Here is a 22241-nt window from a genome sequence, read left to right as displayed (position 1 = left end):
CGCCTCAAGCGCGGGAGAATTTCACCTTCAGCCGCGCAAGCACGGCCTCGGGAACGAAGGCGGACACGTCACCGCCCATGGAAGCGATCTGCCGGACCAAGGTGGCGGTGATGGGGCGCACGCGGGGGGAAGCGGGCAGGAAAACGGTCTGGATCGTGGGCGAGAGCGTGCCGTTCATGCCGGCCATCTGCATCTCGTAATCAAGGTCCGTGCCGTCGCGCAGACCGCGAATGAGCAAGGTGGCCCCCACCTCCAGCGCGGTGGTCACCACCAGCTTGTCGAAGGTCACCACCTCCAGGCTCGCCCCCTCTTCAGCGGCGATCGGCCCGCAGACGTCGCGAAGCATCTCAAGGCGCTCGGCCGGCGAGAAGACCGGTGTCTTGCCGGGATGAATGCCCACCGCCAGCACCAATTTGTCGGACAGCCGGCACGCCGAGCGCACCACGTCCAAGTGCCCGTTGGTGGGCGGGTCGAACGAGCCCGCATAGATGGCAATGCGGGGCGCATGGGGCGTGGTGTTGGCGTCGCTCATGGGGCGAAAGCGTTATCGCGCCCCGCGCCCGCGCGCAATGGGGCGGCGCCGCGCGGCACCGCCCCAAATGAACCCATGTAACCCTTGGTCACAGGTGAGGCTTGGTCAAAGCCCAGGCATCCTCACAGATGGATGCCGCCGGACACCTCGATGCGCTGGCCGTTCACCCAGCGATTCGCCTCGCCCAGCAGGGTCGCGATCATCGGCCCGATGTCATCGGCCACCCCCACCCGGCCAAGCGCCGTCTCGCCGGCGATGAGTTGGTTCACCGCCGCATTGTCGCGCACCATGCCGCCGCCGAAATCGGTCTCGATGGCGCCGGGCGCCACGGTGTTGACGCGGATATGGCGGGCCCCCAGTTCCTTGGCCATGTAGCGGGTGAGCACCTCGATGCCGCCCTTCATGGCCGCATAGGCGGCAAAGCCCGGCATGGAGAAGCGGGCCAGTCCGCTGGACAGATTGATGATCCCCCCGCCATCGGCCATCAGCGGGACGAGCGCCTGGGTGAGGAAGAAGGTGCCCTTCAGGTGGATGTTGACCAATTGGTCGAACATCTCTTCCGACGTCTCCAGGAAGGGGGCGGTGATGCCGATGCCGGCATTGTTGACCAGATAATCGAGCCGCTCCGCGCCGAACGTCCCGGCGAGCGCGCCGCGCACCGCTTCGGCGAAGGCGGGGAAGGTGGCGGCCCGGCCCACATCCAGCTGGAGGGCATGGCCAATGCGGCCGAGCGCGGCGATCTCGGCGCGCACCACCTCGGCCTCTTCGGCGCGGGAATGATAGGTGAAGATCACATCCACGCCCCGGGCGGCCAGGGCAAGCGCCGTGTTGCGGCCGAGGCCACGGCTGCCGCCGGTGACGAGGGCAATGGGGGCGGAAGAGCGAGTTGAATTCGTCATCTGGGGTCTCCTTCAGCGATGACACCCTTGTAAGGCAGGGCCTGCCGCCGCTCTTGCCGGATGCTGGCGAAGTCTTGCCCATTTCTCCAAACCCGCTTCCCCTCGCCGCGCGATGGGCTATGTTTCCCCAGCCCGGCCGGATCCTCGGTCCGCCGGGGGAGACTGTCGCCATGAGTGAAGATTTGCGCGCCGCCGCAACCCGTTATACCGCCGGATTGCCGGCGCCCGAGGGGCTGCATCTGGCGGATGTGGAGGGCATCGGCTTTGCCTGCGCCCGCTCCCCCACGCCCTATGTGCATGCGCTCTATCGCCCGCTGCTTTGCCTGGTTCTCCAAGGGGCGAAGGATGTGACCTCCGGCCTCGACACCTGGTCCTTCAAGGCAGGCGAGACACTGATCGTGGGCACGGACCTCGCCGTCGCCGGCCGGGTGCGGCAGGCGAGCCCGGCCGAGCCCTATCTGGCGGTGGCCCTCGGCATCGACCTTGCCCTTCTCAAGGACCTGATAGGCGAGATGGCGGCGGTGCCGCAGGCGCAGCGGACGACGCGCGTGGCGGTGGCGCAGACGCAGGCCGCGGTGCAGGACTGCGTCGCCCGGCTGGTGCGGCTGATCGAGACCCCTGACGCGCTGGCGGTGCTGCGCCCCTCCATCCTGCGCGAACTCCATTATTGGCTGCTGCGTGGCCCCCACGGCGCCATGCTCAGCCAATTCAGCCTGCCGGACAGCCATGCGGCGCGCATTTCCCGCGCGGTGGCCGTGCTGCGCGCGGACTTTGCCCGGACCTTGCCGGTGGACGAACTGGCCGAGGTGGCGGGCATGAGCGTGTCGTCCTTCCACGCCCACTTCAAGGAGGTGACCTCGCTCTCGCCGCTCCAGTTCCAGAAGCGGCTGCGCCTGGTGGAGGCACGGCGGCGACTGCATGGGGAGGGACTGGCCATTGCCGAGGCCGCGTTCGACGTGGGCTATGAGAGCGTGTCCCACTTCACCCGCGACTATGCCCGCCTGTTCGGCGCCCCGCCCGGCCGGGACCTGACCGCCCGGCCACAAATGGAGGACTTCAGCGGCGACCTGCCGCCAGCAGGAGCGCGGCGCCCCCCGCCAGGATCACCGCCGACACCCGGTCTGCCATCGCTGTGAAGCGGCCGGTGAGCGCGGTACGGGCACGGTCGGCGATAACCGCCCACAGCATGTCGCCCACCAGAGCGATCACCGCGAAGATGGCCGCCAGCAGCGTGATCTGCGGCACGGGATCGCTGGGGTTGGTGACGAATTGCGGCAGGAAGGCCGCGTGGAACAACAGCGTCTTGGGATTGGCGAAGGCCACCGCCAGCCCGCGCGAGAAAGCGGCCCGGCCCGAGGGCGCGGCTTCCGCCCGTTCCTGCCCCGCCGCCCGCCACTGGGCGATGGCGAGCCAGATGAGATAGGCCGCGCCCGCATAGCGCACGAGGTCGAAATGGCGGGAGAAGACCTCCACCACCCAGGCCAGCCCCGCCGCCACGAAGGCCAGCTGAAGCACCAGCCCCACATTCACCCCGGTGGCGGTGAGAAGCCCCGCGCGCCGCCCATGCTTGAGGCTGGTGCCGACGATGAGGGCCACATTGGGCCCCGGCGTCGCGCCCAGCGCCAGGCAGGCCAGCACGAAAATCGCGAGGCTCTCGGCGGAGATCATGCCTCGGCGTCTCCCTCGCCCGCCTCGCCGCCCAGCTCGCCCTCCTCGGCGGCGCCGTCCTCGCTGATATGCTCAACGGAGACCACCCGCTCACCGGAGGCGGTGTTGAAGACGATGACGCCCTGGCTGGCGCGGCCCACCACGCGGATGCCATCCACGGGGCAGCGGATGAGCTGACCGCCATTGGTCACCAGCATGATCTGGTCGCTGTCCTCCACCGGGAAGGAGGCCACCAGCCGGCCATTGCGCTCGTTCACCGCCATGGCGACGATGCCCTTACCGCCACGGCCGGTGACACGATACTCGTAGGACGATGTGCGCTTGCCGTAGCCATTCTCCGACAAGGTCAGGATGAACTGCTCGCGGGCGCTCATTTCCGCATAGCGCTCGGTGGAGAGGGCGGCATCGGCTGCCACTTCCTCGCCATCCGTCTCGACGGCCACATCCTCGCCACCCCGGCGCACCGCATTGGCGGCCTTGAGATAGGAGGAGCGCTCCTCGGCGCTGGCATCGGAATGGCCGATGACGGCCATGGAGATGACGGTGTCGTCCTTCTCCAGCCGGATGCCGCGCACACCCACGGAGTCGCGGCCCTTGAAGACGCGCACATCGGTGACCGGGAAGCGGATGCAGGCGCCTTCCGCAGTGGTCAGCAACACGTCGTCATTCTCGGTGCACAGCTGGACCGAGGCGATGGACTCGCCCTCCTCCAGCTTCATGGCGATCTTGCCGTTGCGGTTCACCTGGCTGAAATCGGCCAGCTCGTTCCGCCGCACCGTGCCGCCCGTGGTGGCGAACAGGATCTGCCAGCGGGCATGCTCCTCCGCATCCTCCGGCAGCGGGACGATGGAGGTGATGCGCTCGTCCGGGTCCAGCGGCAGGATATTGATGAGCGCCTTGCCGCGCGCCTGGGGCGCGGCGGCGGGCAGGCGATAGACCTTGAGCTTGTAGACCTGCCCCTTGGACGAGAAGAACAGCACCGGCGCGTGGGTGGAGGCCACGAACAGGCGGGTGACGAAATCCTCCTCGCGGGTCTGCATGGCCGAGCGGCCCTTGCCGCCCCGGCGCTGCGCCCGATAGGTGGAGAGCGGCACGCGCTTGACGTAGCCGGCATGGGAGACGGTCACCACCATCTCCTCGCGCTGGATCAGGTCCTCGTCGTCGAGGTCGCCATAGCCTTCCACCAGCTCGGTGCGGCGGGGGGTGCCGAACTCGGCCTTGATGGCCAGCAGCTCCTCGCGAACGATGGCCTGGATGCGGGCGCGGCTCGCCAGGATGTCGAGGTAATTGGCGATCTCCACCGCCAGCTTGTCCAGTTCGTCCGCAATCTCGTCGCGGCCGAGGGCGGTCAGGCGCTGGAGGCGCAGATCCAGGATGGCGCGGGCCTGCTCGTTGGAAAGGCGATAGGTGCCGTCCGCCGAGACCACATGGCGGGGATCGGCGATGAGGGCGATCAGCGATTCGACATCCTTAGCCGGCCAATCACGCGACATCAGCGCTTCGCGCGCCGCAGCCGGGTCCGGCGCGGTGCGGATAAGGCGAATGATTTCATCGATGTTCGCCACGGCGATGGCGAGGCCCACCAGCACATGGGCGCGATCGCGCGCCTTGCGCAGCAGGAACTTGGTTCGCCGGCTCACCACCTCCTCACGGAAAGCGATGAAGGCGGTGAGCATGTCGTGGATGGTCATCACCGCCGGCTTGCCGCCGGACAGCGCCACCATGTTGGCGCCGAAGGACGACTGGAGGGGCGTCATGCGATAGAGGTTGTTCAGCACCACGTCCGCCTGGGCGTCGCGCTTGACCTCGATCACCACCCGCATGCCTTCGCGGTCGGATTCGTCGCGGATCTCGGAAATGCCCTCCAGGCGCTTGTCGCGCACCAGCTCGGCGATCTTTTCGATCATCGAGGCCTTGTTCACCTGGTAGGGAATCTCTGTGATGATGATCGCCTCGCGCTCCTTGCGGATCGTCTCGATCGTCACCTTGGCCCGCACCACCATGGAGCCGCGGCCGGTCAGATAGGCCTGGCGGATGCCGGCGCGGCCGAGAATGAGGCCGCCGGTGGGGAAATCGGGGCCGGGAATGTGCTCGATGAGCGCTTCCGGCAGCAAGGTCGGGTCGTCGATGAGCGCCACCGCACCGTCGATCACCTCGCCCAGATTGTGCGGCGGGATGTTGGTGGCCATGCCCACGGCGATGCCGCCCGCGCCATTCACCAGCAGATTGGGGAACTTGGCCGGCAGGACGACGGGCTCATGCTCGCTGCCGTCATAATTGTCCTGGTAGTCGACGGTTTCCTTGTCCAGGTCGTCCAGCAGGGACTGGGTGACCTTTTCCAGGCGCACCTCGGTGTAGCGCATGGCCGCCGGGGGATCGCCGTCCACCGAGCCGAAATTGCCTTGGCCATCCACCAGCGGCACCCGCATGGAGAAGGGCTGCGCCATGCGCACCAGGGCCTCATAGACCGACTGGTCGCCGTGCGGATGGTATTTACCGATGACATCGCCGACCACGCGGGCCGACTTGCGGTAGGACTTGTTCCACTCGTACCCGTTCTCATGCATGGAGAACAGGATGCGGCGATGCACCGGCTTCAGTCCGTCCCGCACGTCTGGAAGAGCGCGCGCGACGATCACGCTCATCGCGTAGTCGAGATAAGAGCGCGACAGTTCTTCGGTAATGGATACGGGCCGGATGTCCGAGGGCAGATCACCGCCCTGCTTCGGAGTCTCGTTTTCAGCCAAGAGACAAATCTCACATGATGCACAGCTGTTGCAGCTTTTACCTGATTCAGCCGTGAAACTCCAGCGAAACCGGCGCCTTTCGTGCTTATTTTATGCTGATAATTCAATAATTTAGCGACGACTGCTCCAGCATTTCCGGCGACATTGCGGCAATGCACCGATCCGGGGTGTCAAAGCCCGCCGCGGCGCGGGGCAAGCGCGGGGGAACCAACACCGCCGCAAGGAAGTCCCCGGCCCCGCAAGTTGCTGCAAAATGAGTGCTGAGATGGAACGTTAGGGCACGGCCGAACCGCGTCGCAGCCGGCCGCCGCGCCCATGTGCCGGCGCACAGGCAGGCCCCGACGGGGCGACCTGCAGCGCAGGCGCCACCCGCGCTGCCCGACATCAGGATTGGCAGCGGAAGCGGCGGCGCCTCACGGGTCGAACGTCGGCCGTCGGCGCTTGGCGGGATGGTGCCCTGACACGCTCTGCCATCTTGTCTCGATGCATGTACCTCCCGCGAACCGCGCGCCTCGCGCGGCAAGGATCATGCGCATGTGCGCAGGCCTTCCTTGAGAGCGGACAGGCAGGCGCAGGTCGGGCCGACATTTGCGCCAGGCTGCGCCAGCACGCCGCCCACCCAAGCAGCTGCCCAAATCAGCTGCCGAACGCCACCGCATACATGATGCGGCCCGGCCAGAACGTGAACAGCCCCGCCACCACCAGCGCGAACAGGAAGAGATGGCGCATGGTGCGCCCGTGCCGGCGCACCTGGTGCCGCCGCGCAGCGAGAACCGCCAAAGGCAGGACGATCAGCACCCAGACCGAGAGCAGATGAATGGGGCTCCAGGGGCCCCACACCCGCACTTCATGGATCAGCAGCGAGGACCCCGCCACCACCGCCATAAGCCCAACCCAGGCCCAGCCCACGAGGCGGTGGCGGGGATCACCCTTTGGTAGGCCCAATTGCACCGCGCCGAGCCCCAATGCGGCGAGGGCGGCGAATGCATGAATCTGGATGGCCGGGGAGGCGGAGAGAAGCGGCTCAAGCGTCATGCTCCCCTCCCCGCGCAACGTCGTCAGAACGGGATTTCGTCGTCCATGTCGTCGGAGGGCCGGCCACCGCCGCCACCAAAGCCACCGCCGCCACCACCAGAGGAACCGCCGCCGGAGGAGCCGCCGCCACGGCGTCCACCGCCGCCGCCGCCGAAGCCACCACCACCGCCGCCGCCAAAGCTGCCGCCACCGCCACCACCGCCCATGGGGCCGGCGGAGCCGAAGTCGGAGCCGCCGCCATAGTCATCCCCGCCCTCGGACCCGCCGCCGCTGCGGCCGTCCAGAAGGGTCAGTTCGCCGCGATAGGGGCGCAGCACCACCTCGGTGAAATAGCGCTCCTGGCCCTGATTGTCGGTGGCCTTGCGGGTCTCCAGCTGGCCTTCGATATAGACCTTTGAGCCCTTCTTCAGGAACCGCTCGGCCACACCCACGAGATTCTCGTTGAAGATGGCCACCGTGTGCCATTCCGTGCGCTCGCGCCGCTCGCCCGACGCCTTGTCGCGCCAGGTTTCCGACGTGGCGATGCGCAGATTGCACACCCGCCCGCCATTCTGGAAGGAGCGCACCTCCGGGTCGCGGCCCAGATTGCCGACCAGGATCACCTTGTTGACGCTGCCGGCCATCTTCTTCCTCCGCCGTCCGTTCCCGATTGCTTCCGCTTGAGCGCCGAGCGCAGGGCCCGCCCTCGCGGACGCGCATGCACCCTACAGCGCAAAACCCGCCGGGGAAGGCGCGCAAAGCCTTTGTCCACCAAAAAGGCCGCCGGCCCCTTCCCTCTGCGTTCTTGATATGTTCTATAGGTCGGCGATTTGAGTGGCAAGGGGAGAGTCGCGCCGGAACGGCTTCTTCAACCGCATATTCGGCGCGGGCCGACAAGCGGGCGACATCCGCCGCCTTTGACAGGCGGGCGGCCATGGAAGAGGCTTCCTTTCGCACTGCACCCTTGTTCCTGAACCGCCTGCTCTTAGATAGGACGTGCGAGCCATGTCGCCGCGCCTTCCCGCGCCCCTCTTGACCCTTGCCCCGGTGATCCCTGCCGGGTCGGGGCGCGTAAAGGGGCGCGGCGCGGTCTTCGGCCTGCTCTGTCTTTCCCCGGTCCGGCGCCCGGCCTGCGCCACAAGTCCGAGCCCGCATCCATGACCGATCCTGCTTCCGCCTCCCCCTCTTCCTTGCCCGCATTCCTGCCCGCATCGCGCGAGCGTCGTGATGCGCGGATGCTGTCCGTGCGCGGGGCGCGGGAGCACAATCTGAAAAACGTGGATCTGGACGTGCCGCGCGACAGCCTCGTCGTGTTCACGGGCCTGTCCGGCTCGGGCAAGTCGTCGCTTGCCTTCGACACCATCTATGCGGAAGGCCAAAGGCGCTATGTGGAGAGCCTCTCGGCCTATGCGCGCCAGTTCCTGGAGATGATGCAGAAGCCGGACGTGGACCAGATTGACGGCCTGTCCCCCGCCATCTCCATCGAGCAGAAGACCACCTCCAAGAACCCGCGCTCCACGGTGGGCACGGTCACCGAGATCTATGACTATATGCGCCTCCTGTGGGCGCGCACGGGCATTCCCTATTCCCCCGCCACGGGCCTGCCCATCGAGAGCCAGACCGTCTCGCAGATGGTGGACCGCACGCTCGCTTTGCCCGAGGGCACGCGGCTCTATCTGCTCGCGCCCGTGGTGCGCGGGCGCAAGGGCGAGTATCGCAAGGAGTTGGCGGAGTTCCTCAAGAAGGGCTTCCAGCGGGTCAAGATTGACGGCACCTTCCACGAGATCGCCGAGGCCCCGGCCCTCGACAAGAAGTTCAAGCACGACATCGACGTGGTGGTGGACCGCGTGGTGGTGCGCCCGGACATCGCCACCCGCCTCGCCGACAGCTTCGAGACGGCACTCGGCCTTGCCGATGGCATCGCCGTGCTGGAATTTGCCGATGAGAAGGACGCGGACGGGGCGCCCCGGCGCATCCTGTTCTCGGAAAAGTTCGCCTGTCCGGTCTCCGGCTTCACCATTCCCGAGATCGAGCCGCGGCTCTTCTCCTTCAACAATCCCTTCGGCGCCTGCCCGGCCTGCGACGGCCTCGGCGTGGAGCAGACCATCGATCCGGACTTGGTGGTGCCGGACAAGTCCCGCTCCCTGAAGCAGGGCGCCATCGCCCCCTGGGCCAAGAGCACCTCGCCTTATTACGGCCAGACCCTGGACGCGCTCGCCAAGCATTACGGCTTCAAGCTCACCACGCCCTTCGCCGAGCTGCCGGAGAAGGCGAAGGACGTGATCCTCTATGGCTCCGGCGAGGAGCAGATCACCTTCCGCTATGATGACGGCTTGCGCGCCTATGAGACCTCGAAGACCTTCGAGGGCATCGTTCGCAACCTGGACCGGCGCTGGAAGGAGACGGACAGCGACTGGGCGCGGGAGGAAATCTCCAAATATTTCTCCACCGTCCCCTGCGCCGTCTGCACGGGCTATCGGCTCAAGCCCGAGGCGCTGGCCGTGAAGGTGGGCCACCGGCATATCGGCGAGGTGGGCGTCCTCTCCGTGAAGGCGGCACACGACTGGTTCGAGGCCCTGCCCGCCGCGCTCAATGCCAAGCAGAACGCGATCGCGGTCCGCATCCTCAAGGAGATCCGCGAGCGGCTGCGCTTCCTAATGGACGTGGGGCTGGAATATCTCACCCTGGCGCGTTCCTCCGGCACCTTGTCCGGCGGCGAGAGCCAGCGCATTCGGCTCGCCTCGCAGATCGGCTCAGGCCTGTCGGGCGTGCTCTATGTGCTGGACGAGCCCTCCATCGGCTTGCACCAGCGGGACAATGTGCGCCTTCTGGAGACGCTGAAGCGCCTGCGGGACCTCGGCAATACCGTCATCGTGGTGGAGCATGACGAGGATGCCATCCTCGCCGCCGACTACGTGGTGGATGTGGGACCCGGCGCCGGCATCCATGGCGGGAAAATCGTGTCCAAGGGCACGCCGGCGGAGATCATGGCGGACCCGGCCTCGCTCACGGGCAAGTATCTCACCGGCGCGCTGGCGGTGGGCGTGCCGGCCCGGCGCAAGCCGAACCCCAAGCGGCAATTGAAGCTCGTCGGCGCGCGCGGCAACAATCTGAAGAACGTCACCGCCGAGGTGCCGCTCGGCCTCTTCACCTGCGTCACAGGCGTGTCGGGCGGCGGCAAGTCCACGCTGCTGATCGACACGCTCTACAAGGCGGTGGCGCGGCGGCTGAACAATGCCTCCGAGGCCCCCGCCCCCTTCGACCGCCTGGAGGGGCTGGAGCACCTGGACAAGGTGATCGACATCGACCAGTCCCCCATCGGCCGCACGCCGCGCTCCAACCCCGCCACCTATACAGGGGCCTTCACCCCGATCCGCGAATGGTTCGCGGGTCTCCCCGAGGCCAAGGCGCGCGGCTATGGGGCCGGGCGCTTCTCCTTCAACGTGAAGGGCGGGCGGTGCGAGGCCTGCCAGGGCGACGGCGTCATCAAGATCGAGATGCACTTCCTGCCGGATGTCTACGTCACCTGTGATGTCTGCAAGGGCAAGCGCTACAATCGCGAGACGCTGGAAGTCACCTTCAAGGACAAGTCCATCGCCGACGTGCTGGACATGACAGTGGACGAAGGCGCCGCCTTCTTCAAGGCGGTGCCGTCGGTGCGGGAGAAGCTGGAGACGCTGGCGCGGGTGGGGCTCGGCTATATCAAGGTGGGCCAGCAGGCCACCACCCTGTCCGGCGGCGAGGCACAGCGGGTGAAGCTCGCCAAGGAACTCTCCAAGCGCGCCACCGGCCGCACACTCTATATCCTGGACGAGCCCACCACCGGCCTGCACTTCCACGACGTGTCCAAGCTCCTGGAAGTGCTGCACGAACTGGTGGAGCAGGGGAACACCATCGCGGTCATCGAGCACAATCTCGATGTCATCAAGACCGCCGACTGGGTGGTGGATCTGGGTCCCGAGGGCGGCGATGGCGGCGGCGAGATCGTCGCCTGCGGCACGCCGGAAGAGATCGCCGCCAATCCCCGCTCCCACACCGGGCGTTTCCTCGCCGAAGTGCTGGCCCGCCGCCCGCACAAGGCGGCGGTGAAGTCCGGCGCGGACGAGGCGCCCCCCGCCGCTCCGGGTGGGCGGCGGAAGGCGACCGGCGCCAAGGCGGAGGGTGGTGCCGGCGACAAGCTCACGGCCAGATCCACGGCCAAGCCCGTCACCAAGCCGATGGTTAAATCCCCCGCACAAGCGGCGGAAGACGATCAGGCTACCGAAGAGACCCCGGGGCGCGGCGCCACCCGCCGCGCCCGCCGCACGGCGGCGGAATAAGTGGTCGCCGCTGCCGGTCGTCTCAGGGAGTGTGATCCCCTGGGGATCGCCTGGGACAAACTTCGGGGTGCGCCAGCGGCGCGGCGTGGATGCCCGGGACAAGCCCGGGCATGGCGGCTAAGAAGCGGAAAGGGCGCGGATGATGTCCGCGCCCTGGATGTCCCTCAGAAGACCGCCGAAAGCGGGCGCCGGCCGCTCAGGCCAGGGCCTGCTCCAGGTCCGCTATGATGTCGGCCACCTCCTCGATGCCCACCGAGATGCGCACCACCTGCGGGCCGGCGCCGGCGGCGACCTTGGCTTCGTCGGAGAGCTGGCGATGGGTGGTGGAGGCCGGGTGGATGATGAGGGAGCGGGTGTCGCCGATATTGGCGAGGTGGGAGAACAGCTCCACCTTCGACACCAGATTCACGCCCGCCTCATAGCCGCCCTTCAGGCCGAAGGTGAACACCGCGCCGGCGCCGTGGGGCAGGTATTTCTGGGCGAGCGCATGGTAGCGGTCACCCTCCAGGCCGGGATAGCTCACCCATTCCACCGCCGGATGGGTGGAGAGATAGCGCGCCACGGCCAGAGCATTGGCGCTGTGCTGCTTCATGCGCAAGGCCAAAGTCTCGATGCCGGTCAGGATCATGAAGGCGTTGAAGGGCGAGAGCGCCGGGCCGAGATCGCGCAGGCCCAGCACCCGGGCGGCAATGGCGAAGGCGAAATTGCCGAAGGTCTCGTGCAGCACGATGCCCTGATATTCGGGGCGGGGCTGGGAGAGGAAGGGATAGCGATCGGTGGCGGACCAGTTGAAGGTGCCCGCGTCCACGATCACGCCGCCGATGGAATTGCCATGGCCGCCCAGGAACTTGGTGGCCGAGTGGATGACGATGTCCGCGCCGTGCTCGATGGGCCGCCACAGATAGGGCGAGGCCAGCGTGTTGTCGACGATCAGCGGCACGCCCGCCGCCTTCGCCACCTTGGAAATGGCCGCGATGTCGGTGACCACGCCGCCGGGATTGGCGATGCTCTCCACGAAGATGGCCTTGGTCTTCGGGCTGATGGCGCGCTCGAAGCTGGCGATGTCATCGGGGTCCGCCCATACCACGTTCCAGCCGAAGCTCTTGAAGGCGTGGGTGAACTGGTTGATGGAGCCGCCATAGAGCTTGCGGGAGGCAACGAACTCGTCGCCGGGCGTCAGCAGGGTGTGAAAGACGAGGTGTTGGGCCGCATGGCCCGAGGCCACCGCCAGGGCGGCCGTGCCGCCCTCAAGCGCTGCGACGCGCTCTTCGAGCACGGCGTTCGTGGGGTTGCCGAGGCGGGTATAGATGTTGCCGAAGGTCTGGAGGCCGAACAGGGCCGCCGCATGGTCCACGTCGTCGAAGACGAAGGACGTGGTCTGATAGATGGGGGTCGCGCGGGCGCCGGTGGTGGGGTCGGGCTGCGCACCCGCATGGACGGCCAGCGTGGCGAAGCCGGGATGGCGGTCGGTCATGTCACTTCCTCCTCGTTCCCCGGCATCATGCATCGCGCCGGCGTTTATTTCCAGTCATCACATAGAAAATATGTGTATTACGTGATTTCACGTAAATTCGTCACGCAGCCCTATTGCGGCTTCACGGGCGTGCGGCTGAGCGAAAGCCGCTGCACGCCCGCGCCCAGGCGCTGGGGGCGCTTGGAGGAGATGGTGCGGCTGTTGACGCCGGTCCAGCCGATCTCGCCGGAGAGGCGGCCGTATTCGATCTTGGGGCAGCGATCCATCACCACCTTGAGTCCCGCCGCCTCGGCCTTGGCGGCGGCTTCGTCGTGCCGCACGCCCTGCTGCATCCAGAACACCTTGGGCAAAGGCGAGAGGGCCAGGGCCTCCTCCAGCACGGCCGGCACATGGTCCGGCGCGCGGAACACGTCCACCATGTCGATGGCCACGGGCACATCGGCCAGCGTCGCATAGACGGTGCGTCCCGCAATGGCCTTGCCGGCCTGACCGGGATTGACCGGATAGACCTCGAAGCCCCGCTCCGCCAGATATTTGGTCACGAAGAAGGAGGGCCGGCTGGGATTCGGGCTCGCGCCCACCACGGCCACGGTCTTCACCTGCGAGAGGATGTCGCGGATGTAGCGGTCGTCATAGCGATCGTGATTCATGACGCCCTCCTCCTGTCAGGCGCGGCGCGCCTTGCTGAACAAAGTGAAGAAATTGTCCGTGGTGCGGGCCGCCAGCTGTTCGAGGCTCACGCCGCGCGTGGCGGCCAGCACCTTGGCGGTCTCGCGCACGAAAGCCGGCTCGTTGCGCTTGCCCCGGTGGGGGATGGGCGCGAGGAAGGGCGCGTCGGTTTCCACCAGCATACGGTGCTCGGGCAGGCTGGCCGCGATCTCGCGCAGGGCCGCGCTGTTCTTGAAGGTCACGACGCCGGAAAAGGAGATGTAGCCGCCCAGCGCCAGCGCGCGGCGGGCCAGTTCCGGCCCCGCCGTGAAGCAATGGAGCACGAAGGGAAAGGTACCCTTGGCGCTCTCCTGTTCCAGGATATCGGCTACATCGTCATCGGCCTCGCGGGCATGGATGATGAGCGGCAGGCCGGTTTCCCGCGAGGCGGTGATATGGGTGTGGAAGCCGTGGGCCTGCGCCGCGCGGGGGCTGGTGTCGTAGTGATAGTCGAGTCCCACCTCGCCGATGGCCACCACCTTGGGATGGGCAGAGAGCGCCACCAGCTCCTGGGCGGTCACATCCGGCTCTTCCGCCGCCTGGTGGGGATGGGTCCCCACGGAGCAGAAGACGTTGTCATAGCGCTCGGCGATGGCGCGGATCTCGTCGAACCGCCGCACGCGGGTGGAAATGGTGAGCAGATGCGAGATCCCCGCCTCTGCGGCGCGGGCGACGATGGCGTCGCGCTCGGCGGCAAAATCGGGGAAGTCCAGATGGCAATGACTGTCGACGAGCATGGGCAACCTTGAAGCGGTGGCCCTTCACATAGGCGCTCAAGGCGGCGGCGTCGAGGCGGGGATGGCACGCCGCCCTCCCCGCCCCTCCCGCAGGCGCGCCCCCGCCGCCGCGCGGAAGCCTCAGGCCGCCTCCCGCGCTCCGCTCATGCGGGCCACTTCCCGGATGATGCCGGAATGGTCGAGGTCGCCCTCCCCCTTGTCCACCATGGCGGCGAAGAGGGAATCGGTGAGCTTCAGCATGGGCAGGTCCAGCCCGAGCGTCGCGGCATGGGCGAGCGCGGTGGAGGTGTCCTTCACCTGATACTTTGCCGGGCCGCCGGGCACGAAGTCGGCGGTGGCCATGCGCAAGGCGTGTTGCTTGAGGATGGTGGAATCGGCAAAGCCGCCAAGCAAAGCCTCGCGCACCTTCAGGGGGTCCGCCCCGCCCTGCCGGGCCAGGACCAGCGCCTCGGCCACCGCCACCAGCGTGGAGGCGACGATGGACTGGTTGATGAGCTTGCACAATTGCCCCGCCCCCGCCGGCCCCACATGTACCGGACGACCCATGGCCTCAAGCACTGGGGCGACGCGGGCAAAGGCCTGCGCCGTGCCACCCGCCATGATGGCAAGGCTCGCCGCCTTCGCCCCCTTCTCGCCGCCGGAGACGGGCGCGTCCACATAGAAGATGCCCCGCGCCCCGGCCGCCCGCGCCTGCCCCTGGGCGGTCTCCACCGGAATGGAACTCATCACCACCAGGGCGGAGCCCGCCGCCATGGAGGCGAGCACGCCCCCTTCGTCCAGCAGCACCGCATCGCAGACCGGGCCGGAGGAGAGCATGACGATGACCATGTCGGCGCCCCGCGCCGCGCCGCCCGCCGTTCCCGCCACCCGCACGCCGGGCAGGCGGGCGGCCTTTTCGGGCGAGCGGTTCCAGGCGGTCACCTCATGGCCGGCGGCGGCGAGGTTGGCGGCCATGGGGCCGCCCATGATGCCGGTGCCGATGAATCCGATGCGGGTCATGTCATGCCCCGCCGGCGCCACGGCAGGCGCGCTCCAGAAAGCGCACCGGCCGCTCGGCCTCGATCAGCGCGGGAAAGCCGGCGCGGAAGCGGGCGAGATGGGGCGTCTCCAGATGGGCATCGAAGGCGGCGCGGTTCTCGTACACCTCATAGAAGAGGACGGTGCCGGGATCGTCCGGCGACACGCACACATCAAAGGTGCTGCATCCGGGCTCATGCGCCACCGACGAGGTGGCGTCGTCCGCCGCCAGCGCCAGGAAGGCGTCGAGATGTTCAGGATTCACCTTGAATTCGGCGATGACCACGAAGGGGCGTTTCGTTTCGCTCATGATTGGACCTCTTGACCGGGCCAAAAGAAAAGCCGCCGGCCGCGCGAACGGCCGGCGGCAATATGCAACGCCGGAAGGCCTCAGGCGGCCGAGCGGGACGCCACGGGGCGCGTGGCGCCTTCCATGGCGCGGCGCAGGGCCACAACGTCCAGGTCGTTCTCGATCTCCACATCGTCGAAGCTGACGATCTGGTCGCGGGCGACGGGGCGCTTCAGCTTCACATTGTGGGCAAGGCCGATGGGCAGCGCCCGCAGGTCGAGGCTGCGGCTGGCGGGAATGGCGTTCGCCCACACCGCATAGCCGCCTTCGCCGTCCAGCAGCTCGCCCGGCTTCAGGTCGCGCTTGGCGGTGGCCACCGCATCGCCCCGGAACTCCTTGGAGCAGCCGGTGGGCTCGTTGCGCAGCACGGCGGAGAGCACGGAGATGGAGGTCTCCAGGCCGATCATGTGGAAGGGACGCCACATGGAGCCGTACCAGCCCGACGGGTCGGTGAGCAGGCCATATTGCTTGAAGCAGGCGCGGGTATATTCGCTCGTGGCCTTGAAGGTGACGAACACGCCATAGCGGATATTGTTGAACACCTCGCGGCCGTCCGGCTCCTGGCTGGCGGCGATGTCCACGAGGCCGGAACGGGCAAGGCGGCCGCCATCGGCCACCGGACGGAAGACGCGGGCGAGGTCATGCAGGCCGGTGGGCGGGAAGGCGAGGCCGTCATCGGGGCAGTCCAGCCCGGTGCCATTGGCCACCGCCGCCATCTCGATGGCCGCCTTGGTGCCGTCGGTGAAGGAATTATACATCTTGGGGTTGAAATCACCCTTGGCGACCTCTTCCTCGCTCCAGCCGAAATAGCCCCACACCGTGTCCGGGGTGGAATAGCGGTAACGCGGCTCGAAATTCATGCCCTTGCCAGCGGAGGTGATCTCGAAGCCGCAGGAGCGGGCCCAGTCCACCAGCTCGCAGATGATGGCCGGCTGGTCGCCATAGGCCATGGAATAGACCACGCCGCGCTGGCGGGCCTTCTCGGCCAGAAGCGGACCGCAGAGCACGTCGGCTTCCACATTCACCATCACCACATGCTTGCCCGCCTCGATGGCGGCGAGCGCATGGCGGATGCCGGCGATGGGGTGGCCGGTGGCCTCGATGATGCACTCGACGCCCTCGAAGGCGCACAGCGCGGCGGCATCGTCGAGCACGCAGGTCAGGCCGGTCTTATAGGCATCGGCCAGGGAGGTGGCGGCATAGCGCTCTTCGGGCCAGCCCACCCGCTCCAGGGAGGCGCGGGCGCGGCTCACATTGAGGTCGGCGACACCCACCACATGCATGCCCTCGATGCGCTGGGCCTGGGCCAGCACCATGGAGCCGAACTTGCCGGCGCCGATGAGGCCCACGCGCACGGGCTTTCCGCCAGCGGCCCGCTGGGCCAGCAGAGTGTGAAGATTCATGACTGTCCTCCCAAGACGATCAGCGGGCGTCAGGCGCCTGCGACGTTGCGCGGTCGGTTAAGGGCGCCGGGCGCCACCGCGATGACCGCCACGCTAGGAGGGGGTTTTGTGAAGCACCATCTAGAAATCCGACAGGATCGTTTAGCTTCTCTACAAGGATGCAGCGTGGGCGGCGGTCCAGGCCTCCCGCTCGGCCCGCCAGGCATCCCGCTCGCGCCGCAGCCAGTCGAAGAACAGCTTCACCTTGGAATGGCGCAGATGGTCTGGCGGGCAGGTGGCCCATTGGGTGACGAGGGAGACCTCCGGCGGCGAGGCCACAGGGCACACCAGGCGCCCCGTGCTCCATTCCCGCCACATCATGAGATCGCTTTCGAGCGCGATGCCGAGCCCGCCCGCCGCCGCGTCGATGGCCATGTGGGTGCGGTCGAACAGCAGGCGGCGCGGCCGCTCGGCGGGAAGCACCCCCGCATGGCCGAACCAGCGCGTCCATTGCATCTGCGACTTCACGGAATGGATGAGCCGGTACTGGGTCAGTTCGGCGGGCTTGAGCGAGCCTGCCGCCGCCAGCTCCGGCGCGCAGACGGGGTAAAAGCGCTCCTCCACCAGCCCTTCCGCGAACAGGCCCGGCCATTGGCCCGTGCCGTGGCGGACCTCGATATCCACGTTCTCCTTCTGGAAGGCGGTGGGCTCGTTGGTGCCGTCGAGCCGCAATTCGATGTCGGGATGGGCATCGACGAAGGAGGCAAGGCGCGGCAAAAGCCATTTGGTGGCAAGGCTCGGGGTGGCGCGCACGGTGAGGGTGGTGATGGAACGGAAGCCCCGGATGCGCTGGGTCGCCTCCGAAATCTGCTCCATCTCCCCCCGGATCATCTCGAAATAGCGCTCGCCCGCCTCGGTCAGCACCACATTGCGCCCGGCCTTGCCAATGAGCGCAGTGCCGAGGCTGATCTCCAGCGCCTGCACCTGCTGGCTGACGGCGGAGGGGGTCACGCCCAATTCCTCGGCGGCGCGGGTGACGCTGCCGGCCCGGGCGACCGCATGGAAGACACCGATGGCACGCAGGGGAAGGTGCATGATTTTTCGTTTAGCTCAGCTAAAGAGACACGCAAGCAATCTGTATTGTCCTACACGAATAAGCTACCTAGTGTCGCCCCATCAAGCAAAGTGACCGGGACAAACCGGTGCGCACGAGGAAACAGAGCCAAGGAGAACGTGCCGCCACCGCGGCCACGATCCCCGCCCCTTTTCCAAGACGACGCGCCGCGCAGCCCTATCGCGCCCGGTCCTCTAACGACATTGTGCCGGCGGCAGGTCCGTGGAAGGCACTGGGGAGGTCAACATGAACCGCACTGAGAAATCGAAGTCCCTGTCCGGCGTGTCGCGCCGGTCGCTGCTGCTGGGCGCCGCCGCGGCGGCCGCCGCCGTGCCGCTGGTGGCCATCCGCACCCGGCCCGCACAGGCGGCCGAATTCAGCTTCAAGGTGGCCACCGGCCAGTCGCTGACCCAGCCCATCAATGCGCGCCTCGAACAGGCCTGCGCCCGCATCCAGGAAGCCTCCGGCGGCCGGATGGAGCTGAAATTCTTCCCCGCCAGCCAGCTCGGCTCCGACACCGACCTCATCACCCAGGTGCGCTCGGGCGGCATCGAGTTCCTGAACATCGCCGGCTCGGTCATTTCCACCGTGGCGCCGGGCGCCGCCATCACCAATGTGGGCTTCGCCTTCGCCGACTATGACCATGTCTGGCGCGGCGTCGACGGACCGGTGGGCGACTATGTGAAGGCCCAGGTGGAGAAGGCCGGCCTCGTGATCGCCGCCAAGGCGTCCGACAATTCCTTCCGGCAGATCACCTCCGCCTCCAAGCCCATCCGCACCCCGGCGGACCTGAAGGACTATCGCATTCGCGTGCCGGTCTCGCCCATCTTCACCTCGCTGTTCACCGCGCTCGGCGCCAGCCCCACCTCCATCAATTTCAACGAGCTCTACACCGCCCTCCAGACCAAGCTGGTGGACGGGCAGGAAAACGGCCTCGTCGCCATCGAGGCGGGCAAGCTCTACGAAGTGCAAAAGTATGTGGCCGAGACCAATCATATCTGGGACCCCTTCTGGCTGGTGGCAAACCGCCGCGCCATGGCCAAGCTGCCGCCGGACCTGCAGGAGATCGTGCGTCGCGAGTTCGACCGCGCCTCCATGGAACAGCGCGCCGATGTGGTGCGACTCAACGGCTCACTGAAGGATCAGCTCAGCGCCCGCGGCCTCGTGTTCGAGAGCGCCGACAAGCCCGCCTTCCGCGCCGCCCTCACCCAGGCGGGCTTCTACAAGACCTGGAAGGACAAGTTCGGCACCGAGGCGTGGAAGGCGCTGGAAGCGGTCACCGGGGAATTGTCATGAGCGCGGTGCTCGACACCCACGCGGTCCCGGCCGCCCCCCATGCGGGGGCGGGTTGGGTGCGGGAGGCCGAGCGCTGGCTCCGGCACCTCGTTGAAATCCCCGCCGCGCTCCTCGTCGCCGCCGAGGTGGTGATCCTGTTCGCGGGCATCTGCGCCCGCACCTTCCATCGTCCCATCATCTGGTCGGACGAACTGGCCTCCATCCTCTTCCTCTGGCTCGGCATGCTCGGCGCGGTGGTGGCGGTGCAGCGGGGCGAGCATATGCGCCTCACCTTCGTGGTGGGCGGCCTGCCCCCGCGTGCCCGCGCCTGGTGCGAGACGCTGGCCATCGGCGCCGTCTTCATCCTGTTCGCGCTGCTGCTGCACGCCGCCTTCGATTATCACGAGGACCAGGAATTCGTGGAAATGCCGGCGCTGGGCTGGCCGGGTAGCGTGCGGGCGCTGGCGGTGCCGGTGGCCTTCATCCTGGCGCTGGCCTCCTGCGCCCTGAAGCTGCTGCGGCATAGCTGGCGGGACGTGGCCGGCGTCGCCCTGGTGCTGTGCGCCGTGGCCGGTGCCTTCTACCTCGCCATGCCCATGCTGATCGCCATGGGCAACTGGGCGCTGGTGGTGTTTTTCATCGGCCTCCTCGGCGTGTGCGTGCTGTCCGGCGTGCCCATCGCCTTCTCCTTCGCGCTGGCCACCACCGCCTATCTTCTGACGACCACGTCGACGCCGCTCACTGTCGTCGTCGGCCGTGTAGACGAGGGCATGAGCGGCCTCATCCTGCTCGCGGTGCCGCTCTTCATCCTGCTCGGCCAGCTGGTGGACGTGACCGGCATGGCGAAGGTGATGGTCAGTTTCCTCGCCTCGCTGCTGGGCCATGTGAAGGCGGGCATGTCCTATGTGCTGCTGGGCGCCATGCTGCTGGTCTCCGGCATTTCCGGCTCCAAGACGGCGGACATGGCGGCGGTGGCGCCGGTCCTGTTCCCGGAGATGCGCAAGCGCGGCATGAAGGACGGGGAATTGCTCTCCCTGCTCGCCGCGTCCGGCGCCATGAGCGAGACCATCCCGCCTTCCATCGTGCTCATCGCCATCGCCTCGGTCACGGGCGTGTCCATCGCCGCGCTGTTCACCGCCGGGATCCTGCCGGCCTTGGTGCTGGCGCTGGTGCTGGCGGTCGTCGCCCGCTACCGGGCGGGCCGCGAGGAAGACCAGACCTTGCCCCCCCGCGCCTCCCGCGCCGTGGTCATGAAGACGCTGGCGGTGGCCTTTCCGGCCATTCTCCTGCCCTTCCTCATCCGCACCGCCGTGGTGGAGGGCTTTGCCACCGCCACGGAGGTGTCCACCATCGGCATCGCCTATTCGCTGCTGCTGGGGCTGATCGTCTATCGCGGCGGATTGTCCTGGCGCGGGCTCATCCCCATGCTGGCGCGCACCGCCTCGCTGTCGGGAGCGATCCTGTTCATCGTCGGCGCGGCGAGCGCCATGGCCTGGGCGCTCACCCAGTCCGGCTTCTCCCATGCGCTTGCGAGCGCCATGGCGGGGGTGCCGGGCGGACAGGCGGGCTTCCTGGTCATCTCGCTCATCGCCTTCATGGTGCTGGGCAGCCTCCTGGAAGGCATTCCCGCCATCGTCCTGTTCGGGCCGCTTTTGTTCCCCATCGCCCGGCAGTTCGGCATCCATGAGGTGCACTATTCGATGATCGTGATCCTGGCCATGGGCCTTGGCCTCTTCGCCCCGCCCTTCGGCCTTTGCTACTACGCCGCCTGCATCATCGGGCAGGTGGCGCCGGAGGCGGGCATGCGGCGGATCTGGATCTATCTGGGCGCCCTGTTCGTGGGCCTCCTGGTGCTCACCTTCGTGCCCTGGTTCTCCCTCGTCTTCCTGTGAGGGTCGACCGGACCTGAGCGGTCCCCTCCGGGGCAAACTGGCGGACACTGGCGCGAGCCGAGTCCGCCTTTTTCTTTTTTGGGGGCCATACCCACAGACGCGAAAAAGCCGGAGGGGCGAGGCCGCCTCCGGCTTTTGTCGTCAGGCCCGGTCCCGCGCGGGACCGGGCACAATCCTCAAGCCCTGGCTCAGATCACTTGCCAGCGGGCGCGGCCGGAGCAGCGGCGGGCGCGGCGCCCGGCTGACCGCCCTGGGCGGCGGCGCGCTCTTCCATCTTCTTCTGCGCGAGCTTCTGAAGCTCGTCGGCCAGCTTCTGACGCTCGGCGGCCACTTCCTTGGGATCGGAGGCCGGGCCGTCATAGGCCTTGGCGAAGTCCTTGGCCGGGATCTGGAAGTTCAGCGTGCGACCGCCCATTTGCAGCGCCTGGATGGTGATCATCTGCGCCTTCTTGAGCTTGGTCACGAAGTCCGCATTCACGTCCATGCTGGCGAAGCAGCCATTGGGGAAGCAGATCTCGTATTTCAACGCGATCGGGGGCTGCTGGTCGATCACGACGCGGGTGCCAGGCTGCACCAGCATGCCGATCGGAACCGAGACGATGAACTTCTTGTTCGGATCGTCCTGCAGCTCGCGGATGGCCGCGGAGGCGAGCGGCTGCCCGGTCTCGGCGGTGAAGTCCTGCGAGGTCATGCAGATCTGCTTGTTGACGCTCTGCTCCGTGCCGCACACCTTGGTCCAGGGCGTGTTGATGCCGGGCACCACCACGGAAGCGGGCGCGCCCTGCTGGGCCTGCTGCTGGGCCGGGGCCGCAGGCGCGGACTGGGCAGGGGTAGCGGGCTTGGCCGGCGGCTTCGACTGGCTCTGGGCCTGGGCGGCGCCCGAGACGCCGAGCGCGAGCACCACGGCAGCGATGCCGCCCGCGCGGCTCAAGGTAAGGGCTTTTGTCATTCCAGAAACTTTCCCCGTGGTGCATCTCGCCGGAGCAGATACGAGGCGCAACGGCGTGGCTGCACCCCTCTTAACGCCGGCTGTCTCGGTGTCAAATGAGGCAAGACGGTGGCCCGGCCCCTGCCTCGCGCCGCGATCGGCGCGCCACGTGCTACATTGCGCGCA

17 protein-coding genes and 1 pseudogene are annotated in these 22241 nt (G+C 67.6%); 4 read left to right on the top strand and 14 right to left on the bottom strand.

What is annotated here, in order from left to right:
- Nucleotides 1–4 precede the first annotated feature (4 nt).
- Nucleotides 5–532, bottom strand: a complete 528-nt coding sequence (gene coaD / locus J5J86_RS17060; RefSeq protein ID WP_209100114.1) for a pantetheine-phosphate adenylyltransferase — start codon at nt 530–532, stop codon at nt 5–7.
- Between the two features lie 122 nt (nt 533–654).
- A complete protein-coding gene (locus J5J86_RS17055) occupies nt 655–1431 on the bottom strand; it encodes an SDR family NAD(P)-dependent oxidoreductase (RefSeq protein WP_209100113.1) in 777 nt (258 codons plus the stop codon).
- A 170-nt stretch (nt 1432–1601) separates the two neighbouring features.
- Between J5J86_RS17055 and J5J86_RS17050 the strand changes: the two genes are divergently transcribed.
- Entirely contained in the window at nt 1602–2567 is a 966-nt protein-coding gene (locus J5J86_RS17050; protein ID WP_209100111.1) for an AraC family transcriptional regulator, read from the top strand.
- Here J5J86_RS17050 and J5J86_RS17045 read toward each other — a convergent pair.
- From J5J86_RS17045 to ssb, 4 genes are all read right to left on the bottom strand, one after another.
- Entirely contained in the window at nt 2488–3099 is a 612-nt protein-coding gene (locus J5J86_RS17045; protein WP_209100109.1) for a LysE family translocator, read from the bottom strand. The two genes, J5J86_RS17050 and J5J86_RS17045, sit on opposite strands and share 80 nt — an antisense overlap.
- On the bottom strand, nt 3096–5744 hold the full coding sequence (gyrA, locus tag J5J86_RS17040) for a DNA gyrase subunit A (RefSeq protein ID WP_247657662.1): 2649 nt from the start codon (nt 5742–5744) through the stop codon (nt 3096–3098). The genes J5J86_RS17045 and gyrA overlap by 4 nt, the downstream gene beginning before the upstream one ends.
- 738 nt (nt 5745–6482) lie before the next feature.
- Complete coding sequence (locus J5J86_RS17035) at nt 6483–6881, bottom strand: DUF2306 domain-containing protein (protein WP_209100105.1); 399 nt, start codon at nt 6879–6881, stop codon at nt 6483–6485.
- A gap of 23 nt (nt 6882–6904) precedes the next feature.
- The gene (gene ssb, locus J5J86_RS17030) at nt 6905–7504 is read right to left on the bottom strand and encodes a single-stranded DNA-binding protein (RefSeq protein ID WP_209100103.1); all 600 of its coding nucleotides are present in this window, start codon (nt 7502–7504) and stop codon (nt 6905–6907) included.
- A 591-nt stretch (nt 7505–8095) separates the two neighbouring features.
- On the opposite strand from ssb, the pseudogene uvrA reads away from it, so the two are divergent.
- Nucleotides 8096–10945 (top strand): annotated as a pseudogene (gene uvrA / locus J5J86_RS17025) (excinuclease ABC subunit UvrA); the annotation flags it as partial.
- A gap of 430 nt (nt 10946–11375) precedes the next feature.
- Here the strand turns inward: uvrA and J5J86_RS17020 are convergent.
- From J5J86_RS17020 to J5J86_RS16990, 7 genes are all read right to left on the bottom strand, one after another.
- Nucleotides 11376–12653, bottom strand: a complete 1278-nt coding sequence (locus J5J86_RS17020) for an O-acetylhomoserine aminocarboxypropyltransferase (protein WP_209100101.1) — start codon at nt 12651–12653, stop codon at nt 11376–11378.
- Nucleotides 12654–12763: 110 nt separating this feature from the next.
- A complete protein-coding gene (locus J5J86_RS17015; protein WP_209100099.1) occupies nt 12764–13303 on the bottom strand; it encodes a CoA-binding protein in 540 nt (179 codons plus the stop codon).
- A gap of 15 nt (nt 13304–13318) precedes the next feature.
- Nucleotides 13319–14098 (bottom strand): TatD family hydrolase, encoded by a 780-nt coding sequence (locus tag J5J86_RS17010; protein ID WP_209100097.1) that lies wholly within the window; start codon nt 14096–14098, stop codon nt 13319–13321.
- Nucleotides 14099–14218: 120 nt separating this feature from the next.
- Nucleotides 14219–15097 (bottom strand): NAD(P)-dependent oxidoreductase, encoded by an 879-nt coding sequence (locus J5J86_RS17005; RefSeq protein ID WP_209100095.1) that lies wholly within the window; start codon nt 15095–15097, stop codon nt 14219–14221.
- Between the two features lies 1 nt (nt 15098).
- On the bottom strand, nt 15099–15425 hold the full coding sequence (locus J5J86_RS17000) for a putative quinol monooxygenase (protein WP_209100093.1): 327 nt from the start codon (nt 15423–15425) through the stop codon (nt 15099–15101).
- An 80-nt stretch (nt 15426–15505) separates the two neighbouring features.
- On the bottom strand, nt 15506–16867 hold the full coding sequence (locus J5J86_RS16995; protein WP_209100090.1) for an NAD(P)H-dependent oxidoreductase: 1362 nt from the start codon (nt 16865–16867) through the stop codon (nt 15506–15508).
- Between the two features lie 150 nt (nt 16868–17017).
- Nucleotides 17018–17941: a LysR substrate-binding domain-containing protein gene (locus J5J86_RS16990; protein ID WP_209100088.1), complete on the bottom strand. Its 924-nt coding sequence runs from the start codon at nt 17939–17941 to the stop codon at nt 17018–17020.
- Between the two features lie 265 nt (nt 17942–18206).
- On the opposite strand from J5J86_RS16990, the gene J5J86_RS16985 reads away from it, so the two are divergent.
- Together J5J86_RS16985 and J5J86_RS16980 are read left to right on the top strand one after the other, a co-directional pair.
- A complete protein-coding gene (locus J5J86_RS16985; RefSeq protein WP_209100086.1) occupies nt 18207–19256 on the top strand; it encodes a TRAP transporter substrate-binding protein in 1050 nt (349 codons plus the stop codon).
- A complete protein-coding gene (locus J5J86_RS16980; RefSeq protein ID WP_209100084.1) occupies nt 19253–21127 on the top strand; it encodes a TRAP transporter large permease in 1875 nt (624 codons plus the stop codon). The genes J5J86_RS16985 and J5J86_RS16980 overlap by 4 nt, the downstream gene beginning before the upstream one ends.
- 193 nt (nt 21128–21320) lie before the next feature.
- Here J5J86_RS16980 and J5J86_RS16975 read toward each other — a convergent pair whose 3' ends face one another.
- The gene (locus J5J86_RS16975; RefSeq protein ID WP_209100082.1) at nt 21321–22076 is read right to left on the bottom strand and encodes an invasion associated locus B family protein; all 756 of its coding nucleotides are present in this window, start codon (nt 22074–22076) and stop codon (nt 21321–21323) included.
- Nucleotides 22077–22241: the final 165 nt, after the last annotated feature.

The organism is Aquabacter sp. L1I39 (genome assembly GCF_017742835.1).
In the GTDB taxonomy this organism is placed as follows: Bacteria; Pseudomonadota; Alphaproteobacteria; order Rhizobiales; family Xanthobacteraceae; genus L1I39.
This window is presented reverse-complemented; position numbering and strand designations above follow the sequence as displayed.

Excerpts from the sequence above, each read along its gene's own strand:
- J5J86_RS16990 (WP_209100088.1), bottom strand. The coding sequence starts at position 17,941 with ATGCACCTTCCCCTGCGTGCCATCGGTGTCTTCCATGCGGTCGCCCGG.
- J5J86_RS16980 (WP_209100084.1), top strand. The coding sequence starts at position 19,253 with ATGAGCGCGGTGCTCGACACCCACGCGGTCCCGGCCGCCCCCCATGCG.
- ssb (WP_209100103.1), bottom strand. The coding sequence starts at position 7,504 with ATGGCCGGCAGCGTCAACAAGGTGATCCTGGTCGGCAATCTGGGCCGC.
- J5J86_RS16975 (WP_209100082.1), bottom strand. The coding sequence starts at position 22,076 with ATGACAAAAGCCCTTACCTTGAGCCGCGCGGGCGGCATCGCTGCCGTG.
- J5J86_RS16995 (WP_209100090.1), bottom strand. The coding sequence starts at position 16,867 with ATGAATCTTCACACTCTGCTGGCCCAGCGGGCCGCTGGCGGAAAGCCC.
- J5J86_RS17005 (WP_209100095.1), bottom strand. The coding sequence starts at position 15,097 with ATGACCCGCATCGGATTCATCGGCACCGGCATCATGGGCGGCCCCATG.
- J5J86_RS17000 (WP_209100093.1), bottom strand. The coding sequence starts at position 15,425 with ATGAGCGAAACGAAACGCCCCTTCGTGGTCATCGCCGAATTCAAGGTG.
- J5J86_RS17020 (WP_209100101.1), bottom strand. The coding sequence starts at position 12,653 with ATGACCGACCGCCATCCCGGCTTCGCCACGCTGGCCGTCCATGCGGGT.
- coaD (WP_209100114.1), bottom strand. The coding sequence starts at position 532 with ATGAGCGACGCCAACACCACGCCCCATGCGCCCCGCATTGCCATCTAT.
- J5J86_RS17015 (WP_209100099.1), bottom strand. The coding sequence starts at position 13,303 with ATGAATCACGATCGCTATGACGACCGCTACATCCGCGACATCCTCTCG.
- J5J86_RS17010 (WP_209100097.1), bottom strand. The coding sequence starts at position 14,098 with ATGCTCGTCGACAGTCATTGCCATCTGGACTTCCCCGATTTTGCCGCC.
- J5J86_RS17055 (WP_209100113.1), bottom strand. The coding sequence starts at position 1,431 with ATGACGAATTCAACTCGCTCTTCCGCCCCCATTGCCCTCGTCACCGGC.
- gyrA (WP_247657662.1), bottom strand. The coding sequence starts at position 5,744 with ATGAGCGTGATCGTCGCGCGCGCTCTTCCAGACGTGCGGGACGGACTG.
- J5J86_RS17045 (WP_209100109.1), bottom strand. The coding sequence starts at position 3,099 with ATGATCTCCGCCGAGAGCCTCGCGATTTTCGTGCTGGCCTGCCTGGCG.
- J5J86_RS17050 (WP_209100111.1), top strand. The coding sequence starts at position 1,602 with ATGAGTGAAGATTTGCGCGCCGCCGCAACCCGTTATACCGCCGGATTG.
- J5J86_RS16985 (WP_209100086.1), top strand. The coding sequence starts at position 18,207 with ATGAACCGCACTGAGAAATCGAAGTCCCTGTCCGGCGTGTCGCGCCGG.
- J5J86_RS17035 (WP_209100105.1), bottom strand. The coding sequence starts at position 6,881 with ATGACGCTTGAGCCGCTTCTCTCCGCCTCCCCGGCCATCCAGATTCAT.